General features: G+C 67.0%; 17 protein-coding genes. 11 read left to right on the top strand and 6 right to left on the bottom strand.

The annotated features are described in order from the left end of the window. Together NL241_RS25720 and NL241_RS25715 are read right to left on the bottom strand one after the other, a co-directional pair. On the bottom strand, window positions 1-591 hold the full coding sequence (locus tag NL241_RS25720) for a TetR/AcrR family transcriptional regulator (RefSeq protein ID WP_494395403.1): 591 nt from the start codon (window positions 589-591) through the stop codon (window positions 1-3). 68 nt (window positions 592-659) lie between these two features. Beyond that, complete coding sequence (locus tag NL241_RS25715) at window positions 660-1,487, bottom strand: SDR family oxidoreductase (protein WP_494395402.1); 828 nt, start codon at window positions 1,485-1,487, stop codon at window positions 660-662. Between the two features lie 87 nt (window positions 1,488-1,574). Between NL241_RS25715 and NL241_RS25710 the strand changes: the two genes are divergently transcribed. The 4 genes from NL241_RS25710 to NL241_RS25695 are packed head-to-tail and all read left to right on the top strand — an operon-like array spanning window position 1,575 to window position 5,636. Next, window positions 1,575-3,200, top strand: a complete 1,626-nt coding sequence (locus NL241_RS25710) for a methylmalonyl-CoA mutase family protein (protein ID WP_494395401.1) — start codon at window positions 1,575-1,577, stop codon at window positions 3,198-3,200. Window positions 3,201-3,232: 32 nt separating this feature from the next. Then, complete coding sequence (locus tag NL241_RS25705; protein ID WP_487696593.1) at window positions 3,233-3,631, top strand: cobalamin B12-binding domain-containing protein; 399 nt, start codon at window positions 3,233-3,235, stop codon at window positions 3,629-3,631. Next, window positions 3,628-4,584, top strand: a complete 957-nt coding sequence (locus tag NL241_RS25700; RefSeq protein WP_494395400.1) for an LLM class F420-dependent oxidoreductase — start codon at window positions 3,628-3,630, stop codon at window positions 4,582-4,584. The genes NL241_RS25705 and NL241_RS25700 overlap by 4 nt, the downstream gene beginning before the upstream one ends. Then, entirely contained in the window at window positions 4,581-5,636 is a 1,056-nt protein-coding gene (locus NL241_RS25695; protein WP_487696591.1) for a CaiB/BaiF CoA transferase family protein, read from the top strand. Before NL241_RS25700 ends, NL241_RS25695 begins: the two co-directional genes overlap by 4 nt. Here the strand turns inward: NL241_RS25695 and NL241_RS25690 are convergent. Further along, window positions 5,624-5,950, bottom strand: coding sequence for a 2Fe-2S iron-sulfur cluster-binding protein (locus NL241_RS25690; RefSeq protein WP_487696590.1), 327 nt, complete (start codon window positions 5,948-5,950; stop codon window positions 5,624-5,626). The genes NL241_RS25695 and NL241_RS25690 overlap by 13 nt on opposite strands. 98 nt (window positions 5,951-6,048) lie before the next feature. On the opposite strand from NL241_RS25690, the gene NL241_RS25685 reads away from it, so the two are divergent. From NL241_RS25685 to NL241_RS25670, 4 genes are read left to right on the top strand one after another with little or no spacing between them, the layout of a single operon-like run. Further along, window positions 6,049-7,488 (top strand): class I adenylate-forming enzyme family protein, encoded by a 1,440-nt coding sequence (locus NL241_RS25685; RefSeq protein WP_494395399.1) that lies wholly within the window; start codon window positions 6,049-6,051, stop codon window positions 7,486-7,488. Beyond that, the gene (locus NL241_RS25680) at window positions 7,466-8,368 is read left to right on the top strand and encodes an acyl-CoA dehydrogenase family protein (RefSeq protein ID WP_494395398.1); all 903 of its coding nucleotides are present in this window, start codon (window positions 7,466-7,468) and stop codon (window positions 8,366-8,368) included. The genes NL241_RS25685 and NL241_RS25680 overlap by 23 nt, the downstream gene beginning before the upstream one ends. Further along, entirely contained in the window at window positions 8,355-9,443 is a 1,089-nt protein-coding gene (locus NL241_RS25675; RefSeq protein ID WP_487696587.1) for an acyl-CoA dehydrogenase family protein, read from the top strand. The genes NL241_RS25680 and NL241_RS25675 overlap by 14 nt, the downstream gene beginning before the upstream one ends. Continuing rightward, window positions 9,444-10,205: an enoyl-CoA hydratase/isomerase family protein gene (locus tag NL241_RS25670; protein WP_494395397.1), complete on the top strand. Its 762-nt coding sequence runs from the start codon at window positions 9,444-9,446 to the stop codon at window positions 10,203-10,205. Window positions 10,206-10,256: 51 nt separating this feature from the next. Here the strand turns inward: NL241_RS25670 and NL241_RS25665 are convergent, their stop codons facing one another. Further along, window positions 10,257-11,021 (bottom strand): SDR family NAD(P)-dependent oxidoreductase, encoded by a 765-nt coding sequence (locus NL241_RS25665; protein ID WP_487696585.1) that lies wholly within the window; start codon window positions 11,019-11,021, stop codon window positions 10,257-10,259. Window positions 11,022-11,136: 115 nt separating this feature from the next. On the opposite strand from NL241_RS25665, the gene meaB reads away from it, so the two are divergent. Continuing rightward, window positions 11,137-12,036 (top strand): methylmalonyl Co-A mutase-associated GTPase MeaB, encoded by a 900-nt coding sequence (gene meaB / locus NL241_RS25660; protein ID WP_494398389.1) that lies wholly within the window; start codon window positions 11,137-11,139, stop codon window positions 12,034-12,036. Window positions 12,037-12,055: 19 nt separating this feature from the next. On the opposite strand, the gene NL241_RS25655 is transcribed toward meaB, so the two are convergent. After that, window positions 12,056-12,709, bottom strand: coding sequence for a TetR/AcrR family transcriptional regulator (locus tag NL241_RS25655; RefSeq protein ID WP_487696584.1), 654 nt, complete (start codon window positions 12,707-12,709; stop codon window positions 12,056-12,058). A gap of 190 nt (window positions 12,710-12,899) precedes the next feature. Here NL241_RS25655 and NL241_RS25650 point away from each other — a divergent pair, with 190 nt between their 5' ends. Together NL241_RS25650 and NL241_RS25645 are read left to right on the top strand one after the other, a co-directional pair. Continuing rightward, on the top strand, window positions 12,900-13,913 hold the full coding sequence (locus NL241_RS25650) for an acyl-CoA dehydrogenase family protein (protein ID WP_494395396.1): 1,014 nt from the start codon (window positions 12,900-12,902) through the stop codon (window positions 13,911-13,913). Beyond that, on the top strand, window positions 13,913-15,088 hold the full coding sequence (locus tag NL241_RS25645) for an acyl-CoA dehydrogenase family protein (protein WP_494395395.1): 1,176 nt from the start codon (window positions 13,913-13,915) through the stop codon (window positions 15,086-15,088). The genes NL241_RS25650 and NL241_RS25645 overlap by 1 nt, the downstream gene beginning before the upstream one ends. 28 nt (window positions 15,089-15,116) lie before the next feature. On the opposite strand, the gene NL241_RS25640 is transcribed toward NL241_RS25645, so the two are convergent. Continuing rightward, entirely contained in the window at window positions 15,117-15,911 is a 795-nt protein-coding gene (locus NL241_RS25640; RefSeq protein WP_487696581.1) for an acyl-CoA dehydrogenase family protein, read from the bottom strand. Window position 15,912: the final 1 nt, after the last annotated feature.

Below are 15,912 nucleotides of genomic sequence, written 5' to 3'. Positions count from 1 at the left end.
TCAGGTGAGAGTCGCTTCACCCACCCGGACCCCGATGCCGCTGAGGCAGAACCGCACCAGGTGTTCGACATCTTCCTGCGGTGGCTGCCGCCCCGAGCCCACGTAACGACGCAAGGTGCCCATGGTGCAGTGGAACACCGCGTCCGCGTCGCGGCCGGCGTCGACGCGGCCCATCTGCTGCAGTGGCGCGGTCAGCAGTTCGCGCAGCGGCTGCATCATCTCGTCATCGGGGGCCGACATCTGCGCCACGGTGGCGTGGCACAGGGTGAACAGGTGCGGGTCGGTGACCTGGTCCAGCAGCCCGCGCACCCAACGGCCGAGCTTGGCCGCCGGCTCGCATTCGCTGTCCATCTGCTGATGCAGGTGCGCGGTCACCCGGCCGATACCGCGTTGCATCACGGCGAGTATCAGGTCGTCCTTGCCGGCGAAGTGGCGGTAGAACGCCTTGTTGCAGGTGCCGGCTTCGCCGATGATGTCGCTGACCTTGGGTGCATCCGGCGCGGTGCGCGACATCACCCGGACCGCGGCGGCCAGGATTCTCTCGATTTCCTCGGCGGCCTCGGTGCGTCGCTCGATCTGCTCGATCGTCATGGTGGCCGTCACCTCCATTCGCGTGTGAGAATAGTCCTCTCGTTATGCGCAATGGAGGTTTCCGCGAACTAGTCCGCGTCGAGGAAGAGATCGAGGATCGGCTTGTCCCCGCCGCCGTAGCGGGAAAGGTCGGTGACGCCGGCGTCGCCCAGCACCTCGGAGTCGATGAAAGCCTGCCCCGTCGTGCGTCCGCGCAGGATCGCAACGGCGGCATCAGCCATGATCTGCGGGCTGCGGGACGCCTGCGCCAGTTCGTCTCCGCCGGCGAGATTGCTCACGGCGGAGGTGGCGATGTAGGTCTGCGGCCACAGGCAGTTGGCCGCGATTCCGGCCTCGCGAAATTCTTCCGCCCAGCCCAGGGTCAGCAGCGTCATCCCGTACTTCGACAGGGTGTAGGTGGGATGGGCGCCGAGCCAGTACGGGTTGAGGTTCAGTGGCGGCGCGATGGTGAGAATGTGCGGATTCGACGATACCCGCAGGTGCGGAAGGCACGCCTTGGTCAACAAAAACGTTCCGCGGCAATTGATGTCGAGCATCAGATCGTACTTCTTGGCGGAAAGCTGCTCGGTGCCGTCGGTGGCGATGGCGCTGGCGTTGTTGACGCAGATGTCGACACCGCCGAACCGCTCGACGGCCGCGGCCACGGCGCGCTGCACGTCGTCCTCGTCGCGGACGTCACCCACCACGGCAACCGCCTGACCGCCGGCCGCCTCGATGTCGCGCACCGCGGTGTAGACCGTGCCGGGCAGCTTCGGGTGCGGCTCGGCGGTCTTGGCCAGTAGCACCACGTTGGCACCTTCGCGGGCCGCGCCCACCGCGATCGCCAGACCGATTCCGCGGCTGGCGCCGGAGATCACAAGGGTGGCGCCACGAAGGCTGGAGCTGTTCTCGGGCATGTTTCTCCGATGGTCGGGTCCGGCTATGAGCGGGCATTGCTCAGCGATGGTATTGGCATTCTCTTTTTTTGCAAGTACGTTATCCGTGTGGATTCACCGCCGAAGAACGGAGCTCAGACGCCCCGGTTCGACTACAGCACCCAGACGTCGTCCGGTATCCCACTCGAGCCGGTCTACGGGCCGGCCGATCGCAGCGACGCGCACGGCGAACCACCCGCACCGGGGGAGTATCCGTTCACCCGCGGCAACTTCGCGACCGGCTACCGGGGGCGGCTGTGGACGTTCCGGCAGTACTCGGGTTTCGGCACCGCCGAAGAGTCCAACCGGCGCTACCGCTACCTACTGGACCAGGGCGGCACCGGGCTGTCGGTGGCCCTCGATCTTCCGACACAGTGCGGCTACGACTCCGACGATGCCGAATACGGCGAGGAAGTGGGCCGGGTCGGGGTGGCCGTGGACACGCTGGCCGACGCCGAGGTCCTGTTCGACGGCATTCCGCTGGACAAGATCAGCACCAGTTTCACCATCAACGGCACCGCGGCGATCCTGCTGGCCTTCTATGTCGCGGCCGCCGAGAAGAAAGGTGTGCCACGCGAGAAGCTCACCGGCACCATCCAGAACGACATCCTCAAGGAATACGCCTCCCGCGGCACCTGGATCTGGCCACCTGAGCCGTCACTTCGCCTGATCGCCGACACCATCGAATTCTGTGCCGCCGAAGTGCCGCGCTTCAACGCGATCTCGGTGGCGGGCGCGCATTTCCGGGACGCCGGTGCCAGCGCGGTACAGGAGATGGCGTTCACCTTGGCCGACGGTGTGACCTACTGTGACACCGTGGTCGAACGCGGCCGGATGAGTATCGACAAGTTCGCCCCGCAGGTGTCGTTCTTCTTCTACACCCACGGTGACTTCTTCGAAGAGATCGCCAAATACCGTGCGGGGCGCCGCCGATGGGCCACCATCGTGCGGGAACGCTACGGGTCCACCCACGACAAGGCGTCGATGTTCCGCTTCGGCTGCGTCTCCGGCGGTGCCTCGCTGTACGCGCCGCAGGCGCAGAACAACGTCGTCCGGATCGCCTATGAGGCAATGGCATCCGTGCTCGGCGGAGTACAGTCCATGTTCACCGCCGCCTGGGACGAACCGTTTGCGTTGCCCAGTGAGGAGTCGGCCACACTGGCACTGCGCACCCAGCAGATCCTGGCCTACGAGACCGGCGTGACCCGGGTGGCCGACCCGCTCGGTGGTTCCTATTTCGTCGAGGCGCTGACCGACGCCACCGAAGAGAAGATCGTCGAGATCATGGCTGATCTCGAGCAACACGGCGGCATGGTGCGCTGCATCGAAGACGGCTACCTGCAGGGCCTGATCGCCGACGAGGCGTACCGCACCCACCAGGACGTCGAGTCCGGGGTGCGGCCGGTGGTCGGGGTCAACAAGTTCGTCTCCGATGAGCCGCCCCCCGATATCGACACCTACGAACTCGATGCCGAAGGTCGTGAGCTGCAGTTGAAACGGCTGGCGCGGGTGAAAGCCGAGCGTGATTCGGCGGCTGTCGCCGCTGCGCTGGCGGCGCTGTCGCGCGCCGCCGAAGGAACCGACAATCTGATGCACACGCTGATCGACTGCGCGAACGCATATTGCACGGTGGGTGAGATGGTCAGTGCGCTCAAGGCGGTCTGGGGCGAGTTCCAGCAACCGGTCGTTTTCTAGGAACGAAGCTTTCTCGGAAGGGGAGTGATCTGGTGGGTGTGCGTGTACTGGTCGCCAAGCCGGGTCTGGACGGCCATGATCGCGGCGCCAAGATAGTCGCGCGAACCCTGCGCGACGCCGGCTTCGAGGTCATCTACACCGGGATCCGGCAGCGTATCGAGGACATCGTGTCCATCGCACTGCAGGAAGACGTTGCGGTGGTGGGCCTTTCGATCCTGTCCGGGGCGCATCTGGCGTTGACCGCACGCACCGTCGAGGCGCTGCGTGCCGCCGATGCCGGCGATATCGCCGTCGTGGTGGGCGGCACCATCCCCGCCGGTGACGTACCGAAGCTGAAAGAGGCGGGCGCGGCGGCGGTGTTCCCCACCGGCACGTCACTGGACACGTTGGTCACCGAGGTGCGTGCGCTGACGGGTGAGGCGGTCAAATGAGACTGGGTGTGATGATCGGGGCCGAGCGCGGCGACATGGCGCGCAAGGTCAACAAGCTGCTCGCCGACATCGAGTGGGCCGAGTCGGCGGGGATGGACACCGCGTGGATGCCACAGGTGCCCAACGACTTCGACGCCCTGACCATGGTGTCGCTGATGGGTGCCCGCAGTACCCGCATCGAGCTCGGCACCGCCGTGGTGCCGCTGCAGGCCCAGCACCCCATCGCCCTTGCCCGGCAGGCCCTTTCGGTGCATGCCGGAACGGGCGGTCGGCTGGCGCTGGGGGTGGGGCCGTCGCACCACTGGATCGTGCGGGACATGCTCGGCCTCCCGTACGACAAGCCGGCCGCCTACACCCGGGACTACCTGCAGGTGCTCAACGCCGCGGTGGCCGGCCCCGGTGACGTCGATGTCGAGAACAACTCGTTCACCGTGCACAACCCCACCGTGCTGGGTGCAGACCAGCCCATGCCGGTCCTGGTGGCCGCGCTGGGGCCCGTCATGCTCCAGATCGCAGGTGAACTGGCCGACGGCACGGTGTTGTGGATGGCCGACGAACGTGCCATCGGTGATCACATCGCCCCGCGGATCACCAGAGCCGCCGAGAGCGCCGGGCGCCCGGCGCCCCGGATCGTCGCGGGTATCCCGGTGTGTCTGTGTGCCAACTCCGAGATCGACGCAGCCAAGGAACGTGCGAATCGTATTCTCGCCGAGGCGGAGACGTCGCCGAACTACCAGAAGTTGTTGGACCGAGGGGACGCCCGCAATGTCGGTGATCTGTGTGCGGCCGGTGACGAAGATGCCATCCTGGCGCGGTTCCAGCAGTTCGCCGACGCCGGCGTGACAGATCTGTCGGTACGGCTGCTGCCGATCGGCGACACCCGGGACGAACTCGTCGCCTCGAAGTACCGCACCCGCGAGGTGATCGCCGAACTGGGGAAGGCCATCCGGTGAGCGCACCGTTGGCCGGCATCAAGATCCTCGAGGTCGGCACCATGCTGGCCGGCCCCTACGCCACCATGATGCTGGCCGACCTGGGTGCCGAGGTCACCAAGATCGAACCCCCCACCGGTGACATCTCCCGGCAGGTTTCCGACAGCTACTTCGCCAGCCTCAACCGCGGTAAACGCAGTGTCTGCCTGGAGCTGGCCACGGACGCGGGACAGCAGCGCCTGGGGGAGCTGGTGGCGGATTCCCATGCGCTGTTGGTGAATCTGAAGCCGTCGGCCATCCACAAACTGGGACTGACCTATGAGGCGCTGCAACGCCACAACCCGGGGATCGTGTGTGTGGCCATCACGGGCTTCGGCCTCTACGGCGGCGATGACCCCGCGTTCGACTACATCGTGCAGGCCTCGACGGGGATCGCCGCGCTGACCGGTGATCCGGATGGCCCACCCACGTTGCCGGGTTACTCGTCGGCCGACAACTCCACGGGGTTGACGGCCGCCCTGGGGTTGCTGGCGATGGTCGTGTCCGGGCGCGGCGGGCAGGTTGATGTCTGCCTGCGCGATGTGATGCTCTCGCAACTGAACTATCGTGCCGCGGCCTACCTCAACGACGGGATCCACCCGCAGCGATACCCCCATGGTGCGCACTCCTATTATGTTCCGGCGCAGCTGTTTCCCACCGCCGCCGGATATCTTGCGCTGTTCGTCACGCACGACGGATTCTGGCGGTCCTTCGCCGGAGAGGCGGGTATCGAGGGTTTTGCCACCATGGCCGAACGCGTCGCCCACCGGGACGAGGTGTTGGCGGTGGTGTCCGAGGCCCTGCTGACCGACACCGCGGTCAACTGGGAGGCCCGGTTGCGTCCACTGGGGCTCCCGGCCGCGGCCGTGCGGTCGCTGCCCGAGGCGTTGGACGCACTACCGGAGGTGGTGGTGACGGCGGGGACGCACCGGTTGGTGCGCAGCTCGGTCAACGTCGATGGGTACCAACCGGATTACCGTCCGTACCCACGTCTGGGTGAGCACGATGTCGAGCATGCGGCTCAGCAGTCGTAATCGCACACGACGGGACCTTCGGGGACGGCCTGGCAGGTCAGCACGTAGCCTTCCTCGACCTCGTCGTCGTCCAGGGCGTCGTTGATCCGCATGGTCGCGGTGCCCTCGGTGAGTTTGGCCATGCACGTGCCGCAGTTGCCCGCTTCGCACGAGAACGGTGGTGACATCCCAGCCCGTCGACCGCTTTCCAGCAGCGTTTCGCCCGGGTTGGGGCGGATGGTCGCCGACCTGCCGTCCAGCAGGATCGTGATCGCCCCGGCTTCCTGTGTGTCGGTCGTGGCGTCCGTTTCTGTGGCCGAATTCGTCGAGCTCAACTCCGTCACCCTCCTCGGCTTCCGTTCGGCGTGGTCTGGTATGTGAATTCTACCCCAAAGAGAATATAGTTCTCCGTGAGCGATAGGATCTTCTCACCATGACTTCGACGCAGGCCACGTCTCGCCTTGCCGCGCATGCGGACGATGCCGAGGTGCTTGCCTTCGAGGACAGGCGGATTCGTCGCTCCGAACTCGACGGCCTGGTCGCGCACTTCGCCGCCGCGCTGCACCGACACGGAGTCCGGCCGGGACAGCGCGTGGCGCTCATGTCCTCCAACCGTCCTGAGTTCGTCGTCGCGCTGCGCGCCATCTGGAGGCTCGGCGCGTCCGTGGTCCTGATCAGTCCGGCCTGGAAACGCGCCGAGGTCACCGCCGCACTCGACCTCACCCGGCCCGTCCACGCGGTGGGTGACCAACCGGTGCTGGGCGAGCTGATGCCGATGATCTCTCTCGATGACCCGGTACCGGCGGCGGCCCCGGTGCCCGGCGTCACCCCCGCCCCCGGCGATGAGGCCGTGCTGGTGTTCAGCTCGGGGACCACCGGTCTGCCCAAGGCGGTCCGGCACACCCACGGCGCGTTCGCCGAAGCGGTGCGGCACTGGCGGCGGGCACTGGATCTGAGGCCCACGGACCGCCTGCAGATCGTCACTCCGCCCTCACACATCCTGGGGCTGCTCAACATCGTCACCGTGCTGGACTCCGGTGGCTGGCTGCGATTGCACCGCCGCTTCGACATCGATGCGCTGCTGGCGCACATCGAGTCCGACGGCATCACCATCGAGATGGCCGTGGCGCCCATCGCGCTGGCCATTGCCGCCCATCCGAAGCTGGAAGAGTACGACCTTTCCTCACTGCGTTTCATCATGTGGTGTGCCACCCCGGTGACCGCCAGCGTGGCCGAGGCCGTCACCCGCCGCTGTGGCGCCAACTGGGTGACGGCGTACGGGGCCAGTGAGCTGCCGGTGCTGGCCTGCAACGTCCTGACCGACGCACAGCTGGACACCGTGGGACGGGCCGTCCCCGGGGTGCGGCTGCGCATCGTGTCGCTGGAGACCGGGGAGCCGGTCGCCGCCGGTGAAGTGGGCGAGATTCAGGCGCAATCGGATTCGGTGATGTCGGGCTATCTACCGGATTCCGCGAATGCCGGCGCCTTCGACCACGGTTGGTATCGCACCGGCGACGTCGGCTACCTCGATGCCGAGGGCTGGTTGCGAATCACCGACCGCGCCAAGGAGATGATCAAGGTGCGCGGTTTCCAGGTGGCACCCGCCGAGATCGAGGCGGTGTTGCACGGCCATCCCGCGGTACGCGATTGTGCGGTGTTCGGTGTCGCACATGACGCGCACGGTGAAGCCGTGGTGGCGGCCGTGCAAGGCACCGCCTCAGCCGACGAACTCGCCGCACTGGTGGCCGACCGGCTGGCGTCGTACAAGCGGCTGCACGACGTCGTGTTCGTTTCCGAGATCCCGCGCCTGCCGTCGGGCAAGGTGCTCCGTCGCGTACTGAAGGAGAGGTATGGACGTACGTCTGACCAGTGAACAGCAACAGCTGCGTGATGCGGCCGCGAAACTGGCCGACGATCTCGGTCCCCATTCGGTGGCCGATCTCGCTGACCAGAGCCGAATCACCCGCCTGGACAAGCAGATCGCGGCGACGGGGTGGCGGTCACTGCGCACCGACGAAGCCTCCGGCGTCGAGGTGGCCATCGTCGCCGAGGAGTTCGGCCGGGGTTTGGTGGACGCGCCCTTCCTGGGGCCGGTGCTGGCCGATGACCTGCTGCGCCGGCTCGGCCTGGAAGCCGGCACCGATACCGTTGCTCACAACCGCATTGCCGCCGACGCCCGCGGGCACACCCACTCGCTGTCACTGCGCGGCACCGTCGTGCTGCGTGGCGAACTCGATGGCCACACCGTGGATGTCGACCTGACCCGGGTCGGCGCCGGCGCAGGCACCCTCACCGTTGTCGGTGAAGTCACCGAGGACGACGCCGCGCGCTGTCAGGCCCTGGCCGTCGCCACCACGGCCGCCGATCTGGTGGGCGTCTCCCGCGGGGCCCTGGCCCTGGCCAACGACTACGCAAAAATCCGTGAGCAATACGGCAATTCGATCGGCTCGTACCAGGCCGTCGCGCATCTGCTGGCCGAGAGCCTGGCGCTGACCGAGGGTGCGGTGAGCATAATGCGCTACGCCGCGTGGGCCGTCGACGAGCTGCCAGCCGCCGAGGCCCTGCGCGCGGCGCGGATGGCCAAGGTCTACTGCGCGCGCACCGCCCGCACCGTATGTGAGACCTCCATCCAGGTGCACGGCGGGATCGGCAACACCTGGGAATGCCTGGCGCACGTCTTCCTGCGGCGTGCCCTCGTCTCGACCGAACTGTGGCCCGTCAAGCTGGAGGAGATCGATCTTGGACTTTCGTGATTCACCCGACGAGGCCGCATTCCGGGACCGACTGCGCGCATGGCTTGCCCTGCACGCGAAAGACTTCCCGACCTCCGGTGACGAGTACTGGGCCAACGCGGGGAAGTGGCACCGCGCCCTGTACGAGGGGGGATTTTTCGGACTGTCGTGGCCCAAGGAGTACGGCGGGCAGGAGTTGCCGCCGGTGTATGACGTCATCCTCGATGAGGAGCTGACCCGCGCGGGCGCACCGGCGCGGCCCAGCCTGGGGTATCTGGTGGTCGGCCTGGGCCGGCACGGCAGCAGGGAGCTGCAGCAGCGGTTTTTGCCCGGCATGATCAACGGCACCGAACGGTGGTGCCAGGGTTTCAGTGAGCCCGGTGCCGGCTCGGACCTGGCGTCGTTGACCACCACGGCCACCCGGGATGGTGACAACTACATCATTCATGGCCACAAGATCTGGACCAGCTACTCCGACGAGGCCGACTGGTGTCTGCTGCTGGCCCGCACCGACCCGGAGGCCAAACGCCACCGCGGTATCTCGGCGTTCATCATCTCCATGCACCAGGACGGCATCGAACAGCGGCCGCTGAAGATGATCAGTGGCGTCACCAAGGAGTTCGGGCAGGTGTCGTTCGACGGCGCGGTGGTGCCGGCCGATCAGATGGTGGGCGCTCCCGGCGAGGGCTGGCCGTTGGCGATGACGGTGGTCGGCCACGAACGCGAGCCCTCCACGCTGGGCTTCGCCGCGCGTTACGGCAAGACCGTACGCGATTTGGTCAGACGCTCGGATGGCGAGGTGCCCGCGGAATTGGCATGGGCCGCAGTCGAAACCGAGATGCTCACCCGTCACGTGCAACGTCGACTGTCCGAACAACTCGACGGGGTGGTGCACGGTTCCGACGGGTCCATCGACAAGCTGTTGATGACGTGGGCCGAGCAGTCGGTGGGCCATGCCGTGCTGGCGGTGACGGGCACTCGTGACGATGACCTGCTGGGTGCGTACCTCTACAGCCGCGCCCAGAGCGTCATGGGCGGCACCTCGCAGATCCAGAAGAACATCATCGCGGCACGCATTTTGGGACAAGGAGTCTAGATGTACGGAATGCCCGACGAGATCCAGGTGACCGCCGACGGACCGCTGCGGATCATCACGCTCAACCGGCCCGACGAACTCAATGCCGTCAACGATGCCCTGCATGTCGGCTTGGCGAGGATCTGGGAGGAGCTCAACGAGGACACCGAGGCGCGTGCGGCCGTCATCACCGGTGCGGGACGGGCGTTTTCGGCCGGCGGTGACTTCAACTACCTCGACGAGCTACGCGGTGACGAGGCGTTGCGCACCAAGACGATCAAACACGGTCGCGACCTGGTGATCGGCATGGTGCGCTGCCGCATCCCTGTGATCGCCGCCGTCAACGGCCCGGCCGTCGGATTGGGCTGCAGCCTGGCCGCGTTGAGCGATATCGTCTACATCGCCGAGAATGCGTTCTTCTCCGACCCGCACGTCCAGATCGGGCTGGTGGCCGCCGACGGTGGGCCACTGGTGTGGCCGTCGCAGATCTCGCTGTTGCAGGCCAAGGAGTTTGCGCTCACGGGTGTGCGCATCAAGGCGGCACGGGCCGTCGAGCTGGGCCTGGCCAATCACGTGGTCGCCGACCCGCTGGCAGCGGCGATCGCATGCGCGCAGAAGATTCTCGAACTGCCGCAGCAGGCGGTGGAAAGCACCAAGCGCCTGATGAACATCCAGCTGGAGAAGTCGGTGTTGGCGTCGCTGGATTACGCCAACCTCGCCGAGTACGTGTCGTTCGGGACCGCCGACTTCAACAAGATCGTCGACGGCCTGATCTCCAAGTGATTTCGGCGCGCTGGTAACCGCTCAGCGGTTACCAGCGCGCCCAAATCGCAACTATTTGGGTGGGAAGCGCAGGGCGCCGTCGAGGCGGATGACCTCGCCGTTGAGGTAGTCGTTCTCGATGATGGACGCGGCGAGTTGGCCGTATTCGAGCGAGCGGCCCATCCGTTTGGGGAAGGGGATCTGCGAGCTCCAGTAGGCTTCGAGCTGGTCGGCGGCCTGACCGTACGCCGGGGTGTTGATGGTGCCCGGAGCGATGGTGACGACGCGAATGCCCAACGGCGACAAGTCCCGTGCGGCCACCAGCGTCATCCCGATGACGCCACCCTTGGCGGCCGAGTAGGGCACCTGGCCGATCTGGCCCTCGTAGCCGGCGATGGAGGCGGTGTTGATGACGACGCCGCGCTGACCTTCCTCCAGCGGCTCCTGCTTGGCGATGGCCGCCGCCGAGAGCCGCAGCACGTTGAACACCGCGGTGAGGTAGAACTCGATGGTGGTCTTGAAGCCCTCGAGGCTCAGCGGGCTGCCGTCCTTGCCGACCAGTCGGCCACCGCTGGCCGGCCCGCCGTGAGTGTCCACCGAGATACGCAGCGGGCCAAGCGATTCCGCTTCGGCCAGGGCGGCCTGCACGCTCTCCTCGCTGGTCGCGTCGGTGCGGACATAGCGCACGCCGAGTTCGGATTCCAGCGCGTTGCCTTTGTCGTCGGCCATGTCGGCGACGACGACCTTGGCCCCGGCGCCGTGCAGTCGACGCACGGTGGCCTCGCCGAGCCCGCCTGCCCCGCCGACGACGATCGCGGACGCCCCACTGATCTGCATACTGCTCCCCTTCTTGCAATTACTACTCTCGTTGAACGAGAATACTATTCTCGCAGTGAGGTGCGTGCGAGGGTGGCGATCCAGTTCGGAAAGGCGATGAACCGATTCGATGACCATGAACATCGCCGAACTGGTGGAAGCGGCGCGTGGCGGTTCCATCCGGGCCGCAGGGCGCCTGCTGAGCCTTGTCGAGAGCGAGCGCCGCGACGAACTGCTGCCCTTGCTGGCCGGCGCGCCTGCGCACGTCGTCGGTATCACCGGGCCTCCGGGTGCGGGTAAGTCCACGACGGTCGCCGTCCTGGTGGGTGCCTACCGACGCCGTGGTCTGAGGGTGGCCGTCCTGGCGGTGGACCCGTCATCGCCGTACAGCGGTGGGGCGCTGCTGGGGGACCGGATCCGAATGGCCGCGCACATCAACGACTCCGGGGTGCTGATCCGGTCGATCGCCACCCGCGGCCACCTGGGTGGTCTGGCCGCCGCAGTGCCCGCCGCCATCCGGCTGCTGTCCACGCTGGCCTATGACCTGATCCTGATCGAGACGGTGGGTGTCGGGCAGTCGGAGATCGAGATCGCCGCCGTCGCCGACCCGACGGTCGTCATCCTCAATCCCGGGGCGGGCGACGCCATCCAGGCCGCCAAGGCGGGGCTGCTCGAGGTGGCCGATCTGGTGGTGATCAACAAAGCCGATCGCGAGGGTGCCGACCAGACGATGCGGGATCTGCACGCCGAGACCAGCGCGCCGATCCTGAAGCTGATCGCCGCCCGCGGGGAGGGGGTCGACGACTTGGTCGAGGCCATCGACGCCCATCGCCGGTCGGATTCGCCCGAGCGACGGCGGGCAAGGGCGCGGGCGCAGATCCTGTCGCTGGCGCAAACCCGGCTCCATCACCACCCCGACCTGGAGCGGTTGGCGGCTGATGTTGCCGAGGGCACCAGCGATCCCTACCAGGCGGCGGTGTCCCTCCTGGCCGAGCATGAGATCGCCGGCCACCCTCGACGTGAGAGCGGCTCTTGATTACAGAGAATCGAATTCTCTAGTCGGCGGCGAAGCCTTGGGCGCAGAAGTTCCACACTTCTTCGGAGGTGATGGGATGCGCGATGTCGTCGTCGGCCGGCGCGCTGGACTGTGCGGTGAACATCACCGTCTGCATCGTCATCGCGGCCATCCGCTTGGGGTTCACACCGGCGCGCAGTACTCCGGCTTCGGCGGCGGCGTCCATCAGTTCCGTGAACAGCTGGATCACCGGCGCGTGGGCCACCCGCACCTCGGTGGGGTGGGAGATGAGCAACTGGGGAGCGAAGTCGGTGAACAGCGGCCGCTTGGCGGTGGGGTCCGGCCGAGAAAGCTCGAACAGCAACTCAATTGCGACTTTCAACCGGTCCAACGGATCGGACTGCCCGGTGGTAGCGGCGCGGATCTGATCGGCGGCGCGGCTCAGCGCATCCTCGAACAATGCCAGCAGCAGCTCGTGCTTGCCGTCGAACTGGAGGTAGAAACTGCGCAGTGACTGACGCGAGCGGTCGACGACTTCTTGCACCGTGAAATCGGTGCTCCCCTTCTCGGTGATGATCGCCTGAGCGGCATCCAAGAAGCGCTGCACTCGTTGGGCGGCACGGAGCTTGGCGGTCTTGATCGACCGCTCGACCGCGCGCTGCTTCCATGCGGGTTCCTCGCTGGGGCTGCTCACCGGATCACCGAGCCGTGCCGGGTCGGAAGGCCCGCATGAAGAGAGACATGGAAGAACTGTACCGGAGAACAGAGTGACATTGGGTCTCCAGGCCCCCACCTGTCGATGATTCTTGAGATCAATCCTTCCGCAGGTAGAGAATGGTATTCTCCGTCAGCGGGAGATCACTCTGGAATTGTGAGGTGGACGGATGCTGTTGGAGCTCGATTCCGACCAGCGCTTGTGGCGTGACACCGCCCGCGAAGCCTTGGCCAAACAGTGCCCGGCATCGCTGGTTCGGAAGGTCGCCGAAGCGGACAGCGACGACGCGGGCACCGAGACCGGTCAGCTCTGGCGAAGTTACATCGACCAGGGGTGGACCGAACTCACCGACGCCACCGAGATGGTGGAGTTGGGCCTGCTCGTCGAGGAACTCGGCCGCGCCACCGATCCCACCCCGTATCTGGCGACACTGACACAGTTCACGCCCCTGGCGCCCGAACTCGCCGATCCCACCGCCTCGGGGGCGGCCGTGTTCAGCGGGGTCAGCGCGGCTCGCTCCGGTGAAGGCTGGGTGCTCGACGGCACCGCACGTCACGTACTCGACGGTGACCGGGCCGACCGGCTCGCGGTGGTGACACCGGCGGGGGTGTTCGTCGTCACGGCCGATCAGGTGAGGGCACGCCGCGTTCCGGTGTTCGATCCGGTGTTGCACGTCAGTGAAGTCACGTTCGACGGGGTACGGGTCGGGCACGGTGAGCGCGTGGCCTCCGATCCGGACCGCGCCCGTCACGTCGCCCTGACGGGGCTGGCGCTGACGATGGTCGGGGCCTGCCAGCGTGTCCTGGATCTGGTGCTCGATCATGTGCGCAGCCGTCAGCAGTTCGGCGTGGCCATCGGCTCGTTCCAGGCCGTCCAGCACAAGGCCGCGGATATGCACGTCGCTGTCGAACGGGCCCGCGCACTGTCCTATTTCGCCGCGCTGACCATCGCCGCCGACGACCCGCGCCGCGCCCTGGCCGCCGCCATGGCGAAGGCGTCCGCTGGGGAGTGCCAGTCGCTGGTGTTCCGGCACGGTGTACAGCTGTTCGGCGCAATGGGTTTCACGTGGGAGAACGATGTGCAGTTCGCGTTGAAGCGAGCCAAGGCTGGCGAGCTGCTGCTCGGCGGTGCCGCCGAACACCGCGCCCGCATCACCGAGCTGACCCTGGCGGGGAGGGTCTGATGCAGCTGAGCTTCGACGCCGAGGTCGAAGCGTTCCGGGCAGAGTTCGTCGCGTTCCTCGATGAGCATCTTCCCGACGCTGCCGAGACCACACAGCGGTCGCACTCCAGTGCCGACATCCCGGAGTGGGCACGTCGCTGGCAGCGCACCCAGTTCGACCACGGCTGGCTGTTACCCGGTAACCCGCCGGAGTTCGGCGGGCGCAACGCCTCGATCCTGCAGCAGTACGTACACCTCGAGGAACTGTCGCGGCGCCGGATCTACCACAGCTTCAACCCGCAGGGCCTCGGCATCATCGCGGCGTCACTGCTGTCGTTCGGCACCGACGAGCAGAAGCACCGGTGGGCGGTGCCGATCCTGCGCGCCGAAATCACTGCGGCCCTTGGCATGAGCGAGCCCGGCGCCGGCTCCGATCTGGCGTCACTGCGCACGTCCGCGGTGCGCGACGGCGACCACTTCGTGGTCAATGGCCAGAAGGTGTGGACCTCGGGCGCCCACCACGCGGACGTGCTGTTGACGTTCGTGCGCACCGACCCCGACGCTCCCAAACACAAGGGCATCAGTGTGCTGTTGATCCCCACCGACACCGAAGGGGTGACCCGGCGGCCGTTCGCCTCGTGGTGCGACCGCGACGACCTGGACTTCAACGAGGTCTTCTTCAGCGACGCCAGGGTGCCGGCGGAGAACCTCGTCGGCCCGCTCGACGGCGGTTGGGGAGTGGCCAACGGCTCGCTCGGGCACGAGCGGACGTTGTTGTGGCTCAGCTTCGCCGACCGGCTCGACGGTCTGGTCGCCGATTTCACGCCGCAGCGTGTGCTGGACCGCGACCATTACGCAAAACTGGTGATGGACGTGCAGGCGCTGCGGCTACTGGGCTCGGCGGCGCTGGCCCGGGAAGCCCGCGGCGAACAGGATGTGGCGTCGCTGTCGGTGCTGAAACTGCTTGGCTCCGAGGCCATTCAAGAGGCTGCCGAGCATGCTCTCGATGCCGCGGGTCCGGACGGGCTGGCACACCCGTCGCGGACATCGCCGTTCGCCCCGTACAACGAGGACAGTGAAGGGGTGGGTTGGTTCGAGCGCTACCAGCGCAGCTTCGCCGGCACCATCGCAGGCGGTACCTCGGAGATCCAGCGTTCCATCATCGCCGGCCGGGTACTGGGACTACCGCGCAGCTGATGACCCGCCCACGCGAGTGGGCGGTTTATCAGAGGTGCGCCAGACGCGGCGTCGAACCGCGCGCCCGCAGGCCGGCTCCGGCCTTGCGGGTGAGTTCGCGTGAGCTGCCCAGCAATCCGTCGAGCACCAGCACCCGCTTGACGTGGTGCTGCACCTGGTGCTCCTCGGTGAACCCGATACCGCCCAGGACCTGCTGGCAGTGTTTGGCCGCGGTCAGTGCGGCCTTGCCCGCGGCGGCCTTCGCCAGCAGTGCGGTCAGGTCGGGGTTGTCCGCCCCCGGCAGGGTCAGGGTCGCCTCGGCGCCTTCGATGGCGACCAGCGTCTCGGCCAGCCGGTGCCGGACCGCCTGGAACGACGCGATCGGCTTGCCGAACTGCACACGGTCCAGCGCGTGTTGGCGGGCCAGCGCCAACATCGCTTTCGAGGCGCCGATCAGCCACCAGCTGACGGCCAGGCGTGCCTCGGCCACCCGGATGGGGTAGCCCTCGTCTTCGCGGCGCAGCGGTAGCCCGCCGAGTGTGCTGCTGGCACCGTCGGTGCGGTCCCACACCACCCAGGTGTTACCGGCGTAGGGGATCGGCAGCTCCAAGGTCCCGCCGATCTCGTTACCCGTCGCATGCAGTACCACGTCGACGAGAACCGAGGCATGCGAACCGGTTTCACCCAGCAGCCGGAACACCAGCGGTACCGCCAACCCGGGCATGTCGCGCAGCATGTCGGCCCAGCCGAGTTCCGTCAGCGCGGCGTCCAGCTCGGCGCCGGAGGCCGACAACATGGTCTTACGCAATGCGGTTTCGAGCATCTGCAGTGATTCGTGGTCCACT

Source organism: Mycolicibacterium sp. SMGY-1XX (assembly GCF_059132455.1).
The sequence above is the reverse complement of the archived record's forward strand: the minus strand, read 5'-3'. Positions and strand labels throughout refer to the sequence as shown.